The 14,880-nt window shown below is 63.9% G+C and carries 11 protein-coding genes; 2 read left to right on the forward strand and 9 right to left on the reverse strand.

Annotated elements, in window-relative coordinates:
* Positions 1-46: 46 nt before the first annotated feature.
* The 9 genes from KY496_RS19325 to KY496_RS19360 form a co-directional block, all read right to left on the reverse strand.
* The gene (locus tag KY496_RS19325; RefSeq protein WP_005663791.1) at positions 47-1,351 is read right to left on the reverse strand and encodes a sugar MFS transporter; all 1,305 of its coding nucleotides are present in this window, start codon (positions 1,349-1,351) and stop codon (positions 47-49) included.
* Positions 1,352-1,363: 12 nt separating this feature from the next.
* On the reverse strand, positions 1,364-2,344 hold the full coding sequence (locus KY496_RS19330; protein WP_005663789.1) for a glucokinase: 981 nt from the start codon (positions 2,342-2,344) through the stop codon (positions 1,364-1,366).
* Positions 2,341-4,863, reverse strand: a complete 2,523-nt coding sequence (locus KY496_RS19335) for a glycoside hydrolase family 3 protein (protein WP_184238460.1) — start codon at positions 4,861-4,863, stop codon at positions 2,341-2,343. The genes KY496_RS19330 and KY496_RS19335 overlap by 4 nt, the downstream gene beginning before the upstream one ends.
* Before the next feature lie 37 nt (positions 4,864-4,900).
* Entirely contained in the window at positions 4,901-6,265 is a 1,365-nt protein-coding gene (locus KY496_RS19340; protein ID WP_005663785.1) for a GH1 family beta-glucosidase, read from the reverse strand.
* A gap of 126 nt (positions 6,266-6,391) precedes the next feature.
* Positions 6,392-7,459, reverse strand: a complete 1,068-nt coding sequence (locus KY496_RS19345; protein WP_005663783.1) for a LacI family DNA-binding transcriptional regulator — start codon at positions 7,457-7,459, stop codon at positions 6,392-6,394.
* A gap of 80 nt (positions 7,460-7,539) precedes the next feature.
* The gene (locus KY496_RS27170) at positions 7,540-8,586 is read right to left on the reverse strand and encodes an ABC transporter ATP-binding protein (protein ID WP_005663781.1); all 1,047 of its coding nucleotides are present in this window, start codon (positions 8,584-8,586) and stop codon (positions 7,540-7,542) included.
* Positions 8,587-8,592: 6 nt separating this feature from the next.
* Positions 8,593-9,453 (reverse strand): carbohydrate ABC transporter permease, encoded by an 861-nt coding sequence (locus tag KY496_RS27175; protein ID WP_051205051.1) that lies wholly within the window; start codon positions 9,451-9,453, stop codon positions 8,593-8,595.
* A 32-nt stretch (positions 9,454-9,485) separates the two neighbouring features.
* Positions 9,486-10,379, reverse strand: coding sequence for a carbohydrate ABC transporter permease (locus KY496_RS19355; protein WP_005663778.1), 894 nt, complete (start codon positions 10,377-10,379; stop codon positions 9,486-9,488).
* A gap of 4 nt (positions 10,380-10,383) precedes the next feature.
* On the reverse strand, positions 10,384-11,634 hold the full coding sequence (locus tag KY496_RS19360; protein WP_219862015.1) for an ABC transporter substrate-binding protein: 1,251 nt from the start codon (positions 11,632-11,634) through the stop codon (positions 10,384-10,386).
* 261 nt (positions 11,635-11,895) lie between these two features.
* Between KY496_RS19360 and KY496_RS19365 the strand changes: the two genes are divergently transcribed.
* Both KY496_RS19365 and KY496_RS19370 read left to right on the forward strand, forming a co-directional pair.
* Positions 11,896-13,095 carry a cation:proton antiporter gene (locus KY496_RS19365; RefSeq protein WP_370659787.1) on the forward strand — a complete coding sequence of 400 codons (1,200 nt, stop codon included), beginning with the start codon at positions 11,896-11,898 and terminating at the stop codon, positions 13,093-13,095.
* Positions 13,096-13,367: 272 nt separating this feature from the next.
* On the forward strand, positions 13,368-14,672 hold the full coding sequence (locus KY496_RS19370) for an integrase family protein (protein ID WP_219862019.1): 1,305 nt from the start codon (positions 13,368-13,370) through the stop codon (positions 14,670-14,672).
* The last annotated feature ends 208 nt before the right edge of the window (positions 14,673-14,880 follow it).

The following is a 14,880-nucleotide window of genomic DNA, read 5'->3' on the forward strand; positions in this document are numbered from 1 at the left end:
AAAGGCCCGCAGATCCTGCGGGCCTTTTGCCTGATGCTGGCGCGGTTTATTCGGCCGCGATCTTCTGCTTGTGCAGGTTGGCGTACTTCACGCCGTAATACATGATGAACAGGTAGCAGGCCGCCGGCACCAGGAAGGAGATCTGCAGACCGATGGTGTCGGCCAGGATGCCCTGCACGAACGGCACCACGGCGCCGCCGACGATGGCCATGCACAGGATGCCCGAGCCCTGGCCGGTGAACTTGCCCAAGCCGTGCAGCGCCATGCTGAAGATGGTCGGGAACATGATCGAGTTGCACAGGCCCACCGCCACGATCGCCCACATCGCCAGGCTGCCTTCGGTGAAGGTCGCGGTCAGGACCAGCGCGATCGAACCGAGCGCGGTGACCGCCAGCGATTTGCCCGGGCTCACATAGCGCATCACGGCGAAGCCGATGAAGCGGCCGACCAGGGCGCCGCCCCAGTACATGCTGACGTAGCGCGCCGCGTCGGCGTGCGACAGGCCGGCGATGTGCGGCTCGCCGATGAAGTTGATCAGGAAGCTGCCGATGCTCACCTCGGCGCCGACGTACAGGAAGATGCCCAGCGCGCCCAGCACCAGGTGGCGATACGACATCGCGCCGCCCTTGGCGTCGACCGCCGCGGTGGTGTCGTCGAAGGCGATCTTCGGCAGGCGCGCCATCGCGAACAGCACCGCCAGCAGCGCCAGCGCGGCGGCAAGACCCAGGTAAGGGCCTTGCACGGCGGCGGCTTCGGCGGCCTTGTGCGCGGCCTGCTCGGCCGCCGGCAGCAGGGCCAGCTGGTCGGCCGAGAGCACCACGGTCGACAGGATCAGGATGCCGCCCAGCGCCGGCGCCACCGTGGTGCCGAGCGAGTTGAAGGCTTGCGTCAGGGTCAGGCGGCTGGCCGCGGTGCGCGCCGGTCCCAGCGCGGTGACGTAGGGATTGGCCGCCACCTGCAGGATGGTGATGCCGCTGGCCAGCACGAACAGCGCGAACAGGAACATGCCGTAGCCGCCGTTCGAGGCCGGGTAGAACAGGGCGCAGCCTGCGGCCGCGATCATCAGGCCGGTGACCGCGCCGTTCTGGTAGCCCAGGCGTCGGATCAGCGCGCCGGCCGGCAGCGAGACGATGAAATAGGCGCCGAAGAAGCAGAACTGCACCAGCATCGCCTGCATGTAGGTGAGGGTGTAGATCGACTTCAGGTGCGGGATCAGGACGTCGTTCAGCGAGGTGATGAGTCCCCACATGAAGAACAGGATGGTGACGATGACCAGCGCACCGGTGTGCTGGTTGTGTTCCCCATCCACGGCCGCGCTGGCCACGGTGGGGTTCTGGATTGGGTTCTGCATGGAGTCTCCGTTTTATTGCAGAGTAAGGACGTGATCCGACAGCATAGCCGAAACCCCGCGCAAAGCGGGATACTGTTCGGTGATCAGGTAGGTCGGGATACGCGACAGATAGTCGCCGAGGCGCCCCTTGTCTTCGAAGCGCGCGCGGAACGCCGATTGTTCGAAGACGGGGCCCAGGCGCGGCACGATGCCGCCGCCGATATACATGCCGCCGGTCGCGCCGAGGGTCAGCGCGACATTGCCGGCCACGCTGCCCAGGATGGCGCAGAACACGTCGACCGAGCCGCGGCAATCGTTTGATGACCCATCCAGCGCCGCCGCGCTGATGTCGGCCGCCTTGAGACGCCTGCCGGTGCGGGCCCAGTGGATCAGCTCCATGCCCATGCCCGACAGCAGGCGCTCGGCCGACACGTGGCCGTATTCTCCCCACAGCGCTTCCAGGATCGCCACCTCGTCGCGGTTGACCGGCGCGAAGCTGACGTGGCCTCCTTCGCCGGACAGCGGGATCCAGCGCTCGCCCGCCGGCACCACGCCCGAGACGCCCAGGCCGGTGCCGGGGCCGATCAGGCCGATCGTCCGGTTCGGCAGCTCGATGCCGCCGCCGACCTGCCGGCGGCCGTCCTGCGCCAGGTGCGGCAGCGACATCGCCAGCGCGGCGAAGTCGTTCACCATCAGGAGCGTCGTCAAACCCAGCTCCAGGCGCAAGGCCTCGATCGAGAAGCTCCAGTGGTGATTGGTCATCCTGATCTCGTCGCCCTCGACCGGATTGGCGATCGCGACCGCCGCATGGCGGACGGTGTCGACCGCCAGCCCGCGGGCGCGCGCGTTGGCCAGGTAGGCGCGCATCGCCGCGCCCAGGGTCGGGTAGCCGGCGGCCGCCAGCACCTCGACGTCGTCGAACCCCGCGCCCGGCGCCGACTGCAGGGCGAAACGCGCATTGGTGCCGCCGACGTCGGCCAGCAGCCGCAGCTCAGTCGCGACCTTTCGCGTCATTTCAGTTCGCCGCACTGCACGGCGCCTGCTTCCTTCGCCGCGCCGCCGGCGATCTCGATATTGGCGAAGGCCGCCGAGAATGCGGCGTCGCTGGTGACGGCGAACGGCGTATCGACCCTGGCCAGGTCGAGCCCCTTGGCCTGGAAGCACGACAGCGGAATTGCGACGGTGTTCTTGGCGCCGACGGCCAGGCGCTTGAACAGGGCGGTCGCATCCAGGTCGACGCTGGTCGAACCCTGGCGCATCGAGATCGTCACCTTGCCGGCCGGGGCCTTGGCGACGATGGTGTCGAAGCGCAGCGCGCCATCCTTGACCGCCGCCGCGGGCAGCACAATGGCGCGTGCGCCGCGCGCTTCCAGCGTGGCCGGTCCGGTCCAGGCGCCCAGCTTGGCGTCCTGCTGGGTGTTGACCTGGGCGGTGGTGACGGTGATGTTCGGCAGCTTGAAGCTGGCGTTCAGGTCGGCGCCGAGCACGGTGGTTTGCTGGCCGGAGCGGATCGCCAGCGGATAGCTCAGGCGGTCGGCCTGGCTGAACACCGGGAAGGTGTTGCCGGCGCTGCAGCCGCCTTGCGGATAGCTTTCATCCAGCTTGCCCAGTTTGGAGCGGGTGGCGACCTTCAAGCCATAACCATAGGCGAACAGCGGCGCGTAATCCTTGTCGCCGACGTTCAGCTTGATCTGGCAGGCCGACTTTGGCCACGAGAACGGCAGCACGCCGCGGAAGTCATGGCGCTGCTGGCCTTCGATCAGCAGGTCCGACACGCCCTTGCCCTCGGAGCCCGGCAGCCAGGCCGAGATGAAGGTGTCCGACAGATTCAGCAAGTCGTTGGCGAACACCGGACGGCCGGTGACCATGACGGTGACCACCGGCTTGCCCTTGCCGCCGACGGCCTTGAGCACGGCGAGATCTTCCGGATAGCGGCTGCTGTGGCGCAGGGTGCCCGATGGATGGATGTCGCCGTCGCCTTCGGCATACGGACGCTCGCCGATGACGGCGATCACGACGTCGAACTTCGACACGTCGACGCCTTTCGCATCCAGGCTGAAGGTGACGTTGTCCTTGCCGGCCGCTTCACGGATGCCGGTCAGGATGGTGTCGGCATTTTTAAAATCGGCATTGGTGGTGGCGGTGCCCTGCCAGGTGATCGACCAGCCGCCGCTCTGGTTCGACAGCTCGTCGGCGCTCTTGCCCACCACCAGGATCTTCTGGCCGCGCTTCAGGGGCAGGGCAGGGCCTTCGTTCTTGAGCAGCACCAGCGATTCGCGCACCGCCTGGCGCGCCAAGGCGCGCGCCTGCATCGCGTCGTCCTTGCCGGCATGGGCGTTCTGCATCGGGCTCTTGTCGAACAGGCCGGCGCGCAGCTTGACGCGGATGATGCGCGAGACGGCGTCGTCGATGCGCGACATCGGGATCTCGCCGGCTTCCACCTGCTTGATGGTGTTGGCGATGAAGGCCTTCCAGTCGTCCGGCACCATGATCATGTCGTTGCCGGCGTTGATCGCCTGGGCGCAGCTGTCGTTGCGGCAGCCTTTCACTTCGCCGATGCCGTTCCAGTCGGTGACGACGAAGCCGTCGAAGCCCATCTTGACCTTGAGGATGTCGGTCAGCGCGTACTTGCTGCCATGGAGCTTGCCGTATTCCTTGCCGCTGGCAGTGTCGGTCCAGCTGTTAAACGAGGACATCACGGTCTGGGCGCCCGCTTCCAGGGCCGGGAAGTAGCCGGCGCCGTGGATGTTGATCAGGTCGCGCTCCGGGGCCTCGGTCACGCCGCGATCCTTGCCGTTCTTCGTGCCGCCGTCGCCGATGAAGTGCTTGGCGGTGGCGATGGTGTTGGCGTCGTCCTTGAACACGCCCTGCATGCCCTTGACGTATTCGCCGGCATAGCTGCGCACGACTTCAGGATGCTCGGCATAGCTTTCGTAGGTGCGGCCCCAGCGGTCGTCGCGCACCACGGCCAGGGTCGGGCCGAACACCCAGGCGATGCCGGTCGCGCGCACCGCCCTGGCAGTGGCGGCGCCGATCTCGCGCATCAGCTGCGGATTGCGCGCCGCGCCCAGGCCGATATTGTGCGGGAACAGGGTGGCGCCCGGCACGTTATTGTGGCCGTGGACCGCGTCCGTGCCCCACACCACCGGCACCTTGATCGCCATGTCGGTCTTCATCGAGGCCTCGTGGTAGGCCTGGGCCAGCGCCAGCCATTCTTTCGCATCGGCGGCCTTGTTGTTGTTTGGCCAGCTGCCGCCGCCGTTCAGGACCGAGCCGAGGTAGTACTTGGTCACGTCCTCGGGCCTGGTGGTCTTGATCTCGGGCTGGGTCATCTGGCCGACCTTCTGCGCCAGCGTCATCTTGCCGACGATTTCCTTGACCCGCTTCTCGATCGCGTCGTCCATCTTGATGGCGCTGGTCACGCGCGGCCAGTCGGCCAACCTGGTGTCGACCGGAGCGGCGGCGCCGCAGACAGCCGGCAGGGCCAGGGCGATGGAAAGGGCCAGCGTGGAAGGACGAAGCTTGAAGGTCATGGGTTGTCTCGCTTTATTGTTCGTTGATGTTGAAGGTTCATTCCTGGCGCAGGAAGGAACCATACCATTTGCCGCTGTTCTTCAGGCGGCGCTGCTGGGTGGCGTAATCGATGTGCACCAGGCCGAAGCGGCGCTGGTAGCCTTCGGCCCATTCGAAGTTATCGAGCAGGCTCCAGGCGAAGTAGCCCTTGATCGGCGCGCCCCCGTCGATCGCATCCTTCATGGCGGCCAGGTGGCGCATCAGGTAGTGGCGGCGCTGGACGTCGTCGATCTCGCCATCCGGGCCGACGGTATCCTCGAAGGCCGAACCGTTCTCGGTGACGTACATCGGGCCCGGGTGGTAGTCGTTCTCGATGCGGGTGAGGAGTTCGGTGAAGCCTTCCGGCGACACCGGCCAGCCCATCGCGGTGATCTCGCCGCTGGTGGTCGGCAGCACTTTCGCGTCGAGTGGCGCGTGGCCGGCCTCGTGCTTGATCACTTCGGGGAAGTAGTAGTTCACGCCCATGAAGTCGGTCTTGACCGCGATCGCTTCCATGTCGCCCGGCGCGACGTCGGGCGCCGCGGCGCCGAACCGTTCGCGCGTGGCCTCAGGGTAGCCGCGGCCGAACAGCGGATCGAGGAACCAGCGGTAGCGCAGGCCGTCGTGGCGTTCCATCGCCGCCTTGTCTTCCTCGCTGTCGCTGGCCGCGCGCAGCGGGTGCAGGCTGACCGCCATGCCTACCTTCGCATCCGGTACGTTGGCGCGGATCAGCGGCACTGCCTTGCCGTGCGAGACCAGCACATTGTGCGCGACCTGCAGCGCCGCCTTGAGGTCGGTCTTGCCTGGGGCATGCCAGCCTTCGAAGTTGCCGATGATCGCCGTGCACCATGGCTCGTTGTGGGTGATCCAGTGCTTGACCCTGTCGCCCAAGGTGCGCGTCATGGCGTCGGTGTACTCGAGGAAGGCGTCGATGGTGGCGCGGTTTTCCCAGCCGCCTGCTTCCTGCAGCGCCTGCGGCAGGTCCCAGTGGTACAGCGTGGCCCATGGCTGCAGGCCGCGTTCGAGCATGCCGTCGACCAGGCGCGAATAGAAGTCCAGGCCCTTCTGGTTCGGCTGGCCCTTGATGCCGGTGTAGATGCGCGGCCAGGCGAACGAGAAGCGGTAGGCGTTCAGGCCCATGCCGCGCGCGATGTCGAAGTCTTCCGGCCAGCGGTGGTAGTGGTCGCAGGCTTCGATGCCGCTGGAACCGTCGCGGATCGTGCCGGGCGTGGCGGCGAAGCGGTCCCAGATCGATTCCACGCGGCCGTCTTCACGGCCGGCGCCTTCTATCTGGTAGGACGAGGTGGCGCAACCCCACAGGAAATCGCGGGCGAAATCGCTGCGCTGCGGCGCGGAAGGCTCGGGTCGGTTGGCAGTGGTCATGGTCTCGCTTCAGGTAATGAATATGTTCTGATTAAATTTTGGGAAAGCTTACCAACACATTGGAAAGCTTTCCAGTCTGGCGCCAAAAAAATGGCCGCACGCGGCCGTGGATGAGGCAAACATGCCTCACTCACTTTTACTTTTGCCTTTGCTCCCGGTTTTGCTCTTGGTGCTTTTCGCCTTGCCGCCGCCGACCCTGGCCAGCGACGCGCGCATGGTCACGCCCACCGGGAAGCTGCGCGCCACCGGGCGTTTCAGGTCATAGCAGCGGTTGAGCAGGGCGTTGATGCCGTTCTGCGTCATCTCGCGCCACGGCATGTGGACCGACGTCAGGCGCGGCGCCGAGAACTCCGCGCTCGGCGTGTCGTCGTAGCCGATCACCGACAGGTCGCGCGGCACGCTGATGCCGGCTTCCTGGAAGTAGGACAGGGCGCCGACCGCCATCTCGTCGTTGGCGCAGAACAGGGCGGTGCACGGCGTCTTCGATTCGACCAGGGCCTTGGCGGCATGCCAGCCGCCTTGCGGCGAGAAGTCGCTTTCGACCAGCCACACCTTGTCGGTGTCGACGCCGTTGGCTTTCAATTCGAGCATGAAGCCATCGATACGCGCCACGTTGTCGACCAGCGCGCTGGGGCCGGCGATGACGGCGATGTCGCGGTGGCCGTGCTCGAGCAGGGTCTGCGCCGCCAGCCTGCCGCCTTGCGCATGGTCGACCGTGAAGCACTGCTCCGGGATGTCCTTGAAGTCGTGGTTCAGCGCGACGATCAGGCGCCGCTTGCCGCCGAGGGCGGCGATGTCTTCGTCGAGCAGGGCGCTGCTCATCATGATCAGGCCGTCGCAGCCGCGCTCGATCAGGAACTCGATGCCTTCGATGGCCTGGTTGCGCGCGTCGCCCAGGCCGACGCCGAAGGCGACCACCATGTGCAGGCCTGCCGCGCGCAGCTCGGTGTCGATGATCTGCAGGATCGGCGTGTAAAAGGTGCCGGACAACACGGGGATGTAGACGCCGACCATCCGGCTGGTGCCGGACAGCAGGGCGCGCGCTGCGTGCGAAGGCCGGAAGCCCAGCTCGTCGATCGCCTTGCGCACGCGTTCGAGCGTGGCCGGCGATACCGAACCCTTGCCGCTGACCACGCGCGAGGCGGTGCCGAGACCTACTCCAGCCAGCCGCGCTACGTCCTTGATTGTCGCCACCTGCGATCCCTATTCAATAAATACGTCGATCAAAACAACCGCCAAGCATACTGCATCCGCGTGCGGATGGCACCCATCCTTCATAAACGCTGACCATTTTCAGGATCGAACAAGGAAACACGGGCGGTGTCGATCGCGAAGCGCACCGCCTGGCCGGACGCCAGCGGCCGTCCATCGTGCTCGATGCACGACAGCGCCTGCCCGCCGCAGTCGAGCCACACCACCTGGTGGTTTCCCATCGGTTCGACCAGGGTGACCGTCGCATTCAAAGGGCCGTTGTCGTCGACGTGGATGTGTTCCGGTCGCGCGGCCAGCGTGACGGCGCCGGCTGCCGCGCCACCCGTAAGTGGCAACGTCACTGCGCCGGCGTTGAAGCGGCCCCGCGCATCGACGCTGCCGTCAATAAAATTCATCGAGGGCGAACCGAGGAAGCCGGCCACGAAGCGGTTGGCGGGCGTGTCATAGACCTCGGCCGGGGTGCCGATCTGCTGGATGCGGCCGCCTTGCATCACCACGATACGGGTCGCGAGCGTCATCGCCTCGGCCTGGTCGTGGGTCACGTAGATCATGGTCGAACCGAGCGTCTGGTGCAGCATTTTGAGTTCGCGGCGCAGTTCGGCGCGCAGCTTGGCGTCGAGGTTCGACAGCGGTTCGTCGAACAGGTAAACGCCGGCTTCGCGCACCAGCGCGCGCCCGATCGCCACGCGCTGGCGCTGGCCGCCCGAGAGTTGGGACGGCTTGCGATCGAGCAGGGCGTCGAGCTGCAGCATCTCGGCCGTCTTGCGCACGCGGCGTTGCACTTCCGCCTTCGGCGTGCCGGCGATCTTGAGGCCGAACGACATGTTCTTTTCGACCGTCATGGTCGGATACAGCGCATACGACTGGAACACCATGCCGATCCCGCGCTCGCTCGGGTCGGCGTAGCTCATGTCGCGCCCGCCGATCTCGATCGCGCCGCCGGACAGGTCGATCAGGCCGGCGATGCTGTGCAACAGGGTCGACTTGCCGCAGCCCGAAGGGCCGAGCAGCACGAGGAATTCGCCCGGCTCGATCTGCAAATCGAGATCACGAATGATCTCGTTGCTGCCGCGGGTAATGCACAGTTTGCGCAGGTGGACGTTCGACATGCCGGGTTATCCTTTCACGGCGCCGGCGGCGATGCCGCGCACGAACCAGCGTCCGGAGATGAAGTAGATCGCCAGCGGCACCGCGGCCGTCAGGATGGTCGCCGCCATGTTGACGTTGTACAGGCGGGTGCCGGTGGTGGTGTTGATCACGTTGTTCAGCTGGACCGTCATCGGCAGGTTCTCGCGACCGGCGAACACCAGGCCCAGGATATAGTCGTTCCAGACGCCGGTGACCTGCATGATCGCGGCCACGACGATGATCGGCAACGACATCGGCAGCATCACCTGGATAAAGATGCGCCAGAAGCCGCCGCCGTCGATGCGCGCGGCCTGGAACAGCTCGTGCGGCACCGAGGCATAGTAGTTGCGGAACAGGAGGGTCATGAGCGGCATGCCGAAGATGACGTGCACCACCACGATCGCCGGCAGCGAACCGAACACGCCGGCATGCGCCATCATCCATACCAGCGGATAAATCATGACCTGCACCGGAATGAAGGCGCCGGCCAGCAGCACGCCGAACAGCACATTCGCGCCGCGCGGACGCCAGAACGACAGCGCATAGCCGTTGACGGCGCCGAGCAGGATCGGGATCACGGTGCTGGGCACGGCGATCGCCACCGAATTCCAGAAGCCGTGGCTGACCGCGCCCCAGGCCGCGCGCCATGGCTCGAGCGTGGCGGCAGCGGGCAGGGCGAACACATTGCCCGTCCTGATCTCGTCCATCGGCTTGAACGAGGTGATGATCATGACGTACAGCGGCAGCAAAAAGAACAGGGCGGCGCTGAACAGGAAGGCGTAGACGCCCAGGCGCGCCGGCGTGAACAGGCGCCTGCGGCGCGCGGCTTGGGCAGGGTGGCTGGACATGGGTGGCGCGATCGCCTGCAGCGAATGGTGGCTCACGCGTGGCCTCCGTTCAGGCGCGCGCGGCGGCTGCGGGCATAGGCGTAGGGCGCCAGCAGGGCCAGCACCGGGATCAGGAGTGTCACCGCGCCCGCCGAGGCCAGGCCGACGTTCGAGCGCAGGAACAGGTGGTCCATGATGAACTTGGCCGGCACTTCGCTGGCGATGCCGGGGCCACCCTGGGTCATCGCGACCACGGCGTCGAACAGTTTCACGACCGCGGTGGACAGCAGCAGGAACACGGTGGCGACCGACGGGCCGAGCATGGGCAGGACGATCTGCAGGTACACGCGCCAGGCCGGGATGCCGTCCAGGCGCGCGGCTTTATAGATTTCGGGGTCGATGCCGCGCAGGCCGGCCAGCATCAGCGCCATCACCAGGCCCGAGGCTTGCCACACGGTGGCGATGACGACGGTGTAGATCACCAGGTCCTGGTGCACGATCCAGTCGAACGAGAAGCCGTCAAAACCCATGCGGCGCACGGCGCCTTCGATGCCGCTGCCGGGCGCCAGCAGCCATTGCCATACGAGGCCGGTGGCGATGAAGGACATCGCATACGGGTAGAGGAACACGGTGCGCAGCAGGCCTTCGCCCTTGACGTTCTGGTCGATGAAGACGGCCAGCAGGAAGCCGATCACCATGCAGGCGAGGATGAAGGCGACGCCGTAGACGGCGAGGTTGTGCAGGGACAGCAGCCAGCGCTCGTTGTCGAACAGGCGCACGTACTGCGCCGCGCCGATGAAGGTATCGGACGGGAAGGTGCGCGAGGCCGTGAACGAGGTGCGCAAGGTCCACAGCGCGCCGCCGATGTAGGCGCCCAGCACCACCAGCGCCATCGGCAGGAGGGCGAAGTGAGGCGTGAGGCGGACGTGGAGGCGTTGGGCGAGCATGGCGTCAGTATTTGAGGGCGTTGGCGATGCTGCGCTGGACTTTATCCACCTTGATGTCCATGTTCCAGTAGGCGGTGAGGATGTCCTGCATGGCGCCGTTCTGGTCCGGGGTCAGGTAGACCTCGGTGACGCCCAGCTGGCGGCTGCGGTCCTTGACGATCTCGATGCCCTTTTGCGCGCACAGGTCGAGCTGCGACGCATCGGCATCAAGACGCACCGGGATCGAGCCTTTCAGCTTGCTGAAGGAGACTTGCAGCTCGGGCTGCGACACGACGTTGGCCAGCAGTTGTTGGGCCTTGATCGCCTCCATCTTGTTCGTGCGCGGGAAGACGAAGACGTCGCCCTGCATCAGGTAGGGCGTGTCGGGCTTGAGCCCGGGGATGCAGCCATAGTGCTGGCCGGGCAGCTGGCCGGCATTGGTGAACTCGCCCTTGGCCCAGTCGCCCATCACCTGGAAGCCGGCCTTACCGCTGATGAGCATCGCGGTGGCGTCGTTCCAGTTGCGGCCCGGCGAACCGGCATCGACATAGGACTTCATGCGCTTGAAGGTGAGCAGCACGTTGCGAAACTGCGGTGAGAGGATCGTGGCCTGGTCGCGATCGCGGATCACTTTCAGGTACAACTCTCGGCCGCCGATATTGACCAGCAGGGCGGAGAACAGCACGGTCTCTTGCCATGACTGGCCGCCGTGGGCCAGCGGCACCAGGCCGGCGGCCTTCAATTTATCCAGGGCGGCGAACAGCTCGTCGATGCTGGCCGGCTCCTTGTCGATGCCGGCCTTCTGGAAGGCGGCCTTCGAGTACCAGATCCAGGTCTGCATGTGGATGTTGAGCGGCACCGCGTAATAGTGGCCGTCGTGTTTGATCACGTCGATCAGCGGCTCGGGCAGGATGCGGTCCCAGTCCTGGGCCTTGGCGACCAGGTCGACGTTGTTGAGCATGTCCTGCTCGATGACGTCGGTGAACTGCTTGGAGGTGTTGAACTGGGCGGCGGTGGGCGGGTTGCCGCCGATGATGCGGTTGATGGTGACGGCGCGCGACTGGTCGCCGCCGGCAATGGCGCTGTCGATCCACACGCCGCCGGCGGCGCGGTAGGCCTGGGCGACCTGCTTGACGGCGCTCGATTCGCCGCCGGAGGTCCACCAATGGATGACTTCCGCCTTGGGCGCGGCGGCGTTGGCCAGTGCGATGCCTGGCGCGAAAGCAGCGGCGCACAGCCATGCGCAGGCTGCAGCCAGGTTGCGGGGTGTGACCATCTTGTCTCCATTGGTGCCGTTATTGTTTTGGTAAGTTTGGAAACGTTACCATCGGCTTGGCCCGACTATAGCACCGGGTTAATTCTCGGTCAAACTAATCTTGCACTATGTTATTTTGACACGAATCTTCAGAGAAACTTCACGTTGTAGATTGCTGCGTGCTGATATTTACGGGGATACTCGCGGGAGATCGTGTGGCTCGTCCTGGGGCGGGCGCCTTCACCATAATAATCAGCTTGAGACAGTCCGATGCACAGCGCAATGAGTACCACCGAAATCTTCCTGATCGCGATGTTGCTGATCTTTGCCGTGCCCTATCTGATCTGGCGACTCGGCAATACCGATTACTGGGCGCCGCTGGTCGTCGTGCAGATCATCACCGGTGTGTTGCTGGGGCCTGGCGTGTTGGGCAAGGCGTATCCGGAGTACTACAGCTTCGTTTTCAATCCGCAGGTTATTCAGACTCTCAACGGGATTGCCTGGTGGGCGGTCATGATCTTCGTAATGCTGGCGGGGATCGAGCTCGATCTCAAGAAGGCGTGGGAGCATCGGCGCGAGAGCAGCATTACGGCCGGACTGGCGCTTGGGGTGCCGTTGGTGTTCGGTAGTGTCGTTGCGGTGGGCATGCTCGGCTATTCCGGATGGATCGGGGCTGAGGCGCAAAGCTGGCAGTTCGTGCTTGGGGTAGGCATGGCGTGTGCGGTGACGGCGTTGCCGATCCTGATTCTGCTGATGGAGAAGCTGGACATCCTGCGGCAGCCGCTGGGGCAGCGCATCTTGCGGTATGCCAGCCTGGACGATATCGCGATCTGGGGTGTGCTGGCGCTGATCCTGCTCGATTGGGAGCGGGTGGGGCGGCAGCTGGGATTCTTCCTGGTCTTTATCGTCGCGACCAAATTGTTCCGGCGCTTGATGGTGAGTATTCCGGAGCGGGATCGGTGGTTCGTGATGCTGGTGTGGCTGATCGTGTGCGGGTTTGCCGCCGATTGGGCCGGGTTGCACTATATGGTGGGGGCGTTCCTGGCCGGCGCTGTCATGGATGCGGACTGGTTCGACCAGGAGAAACTCGATTTCCTGCGCCATAACGTATTGCTGGTATTGATGCCGGTCTTTTTCTTGAGCACCGGCTTGCGTACCAACTGGGCAGTGGGAGGGGCGGCAGTGTTCGTCGTGGCGGCCGTCCTGCTGGCGGCGTCGGTGTCGGGCAAGCTGGTGGGTGTGCGGATTGCCGGCCGCATTCTCGGGTGGAGCAAGGAAGAAGCCTCGATCATCGGCTGGCTGCTGCAGACCAAGGCGCTGATCATGATCATCTTTGCAAATATCCTGCTCGACAAGGGCGTCATTACCAGCGAGACGTTTACCGCGTTGCTGCTGATGGCGATTGGCAGCACGATGTTGACCGTGCCTATGGTATATCCGAAGCTGCGGCACCGCATGGCGCTGTCGCTCAAGGCGAGGTAGGCGGACCGCGAAAAACAAAAAGCCCAGTCTGGAGGACTGGGCTTTTTGCTGAATGACTGGTGCCGACTGCAGGACTCGAACCCGCCACCTGATGATTACAAATCGCCGGAATGCGGGGTTTCTTAGCGTTGATCGGCATTCCTGAAATTTGAGATAGTTACATAAATTCAGGTACTTGCGATATTTTTTTCAGAATTTGTATTGATGAGCGTTGATTGATATACTCGCTGCCGGGTTACATGGTGGTTACATAATCTGGCGCGGGTACATTAATGGCAAGAGTAAAGTTCACCCTCGGTAAGATCCGAGATTTTGAGTGCGAGGTAGGGAAGAGCCAAGCGTTCCTTTGGGACACAGAGGCGCCTGGCTTGGGACTGCGAACAACCCCTAACGGGGCGAAATCGTATATCTTCCAAGCCAAGCTGAACAACGAGACATTGCGAATGACGCTGGGTTCGGTGAAAGCGTGGACCATTGATCAGGCTCAGGCAGAGGCTAGGCGTTTAAAGGTCCTTGTGGATAGTGGACGCGACCCACGCCAAGTCAAGGCCGAGGAACAGGCGACACAAGACGCAGCAAGAGATGCTGCTGTGGCTGCAGCGCTTCGAGAGTCTGTGACGCTTGGGGACATCTGGCCCGAGTATGTCGCAGATCGTATCTCAAGTCGGGCCAACGGCTGGTCTGATCACCACATCGCAGCCCACCGCAAACTCATCCAAGCAGGGGGCGAGTCGCGAGCTCGCAGCCGAAAACTTACCGCACCTGGTCCCCTGTTTTCGCTTTCACGTGTCCCGTTGGTTGCATTGACTCAAGAACGCATTGAGGAGTGGGCAAAAGAGGAAGTGAAGACCCGTCCCTCCAGTGCGAGGCTAGCCCATCGGTTGCTAAAAGCGTGCATGAACTGGTGTGCTACGCACAGGACTTACTCAAGTGTCGTTTCAGGTAACCCGACCAAAGGTACTCGTATTCGAGAGAGCCTGGGCAAGCCAAAGAAGCGCAATGACGTGCTGCAGCGTGAGATGTTGGGACAGTGGTTCGACGCAGTGCGCAGGATCGGTAACCCCATCTTTAGTGCTTACCTACAGTGCCTGTTGCTTACTGGCGCGAGGCGCGAAGAGCTAGCCCAGCTGCGGTGGAGGGATGTGACTTTTGAATGGGGCGGCCGCATCGTCTTGAAAGATAAAATCGAAGGCACGCGGGAGGTCCCCTTAACGCCATATGTCGCGCATTTGCTTAGTCAGTTACCAAGAAGGAACGAATGGGTCTTTTCGAGCCCAACGGCAGCATCAGGCCATATCGCAGAGCCTCGGATAGCTCACAACGAAGCACTCGCCTCCGTTGGCTTGCCTCATCTCACCTTGCATGGTCTCCGACGTTCGTTTGCAACGCTCAGCGAGTGGGTCGAGGTCCCTGCCGGCATCGCCGGTCAGATCCAAGGGCACGCACCTCAAGGTGTCAGAGAGCAGAACTACATCCGGCGCCAGTTGGGTCTTCTATCGAAGTGGCATGTCAAGATTGAGCGATGGGTGTTGGATGAGGCAGGTGTAAATTTTGAACCGTCTGGGCAGGGTTCCTAAGGTAGGGACAGCTCGTGCCCAAGCCGAGTCGTAGTTTCGTGAAGTCTATACTTGTGTAGACTTCACTCGAATCAGCACTCTTTGCTCCCTCATCAACGACAGTCCTCCTCATGGCGTAGATGCTCAGCGTGCAGCTGTGGTACCTCTACAACAAAAAAAACGAAGTTTTCCAAAAATCGGCCATAAAGTCTGGATCGCCCTGCGCATC

The organism is Massilia sp. NP310 (genome assembly GCF_019443485.1).
GTDB lineage: Bacteria > Pseudomonadota > Gammaproteobacteria > Burkholderiales > Burkholderiaceae_D > Telluria > Telluria timonae.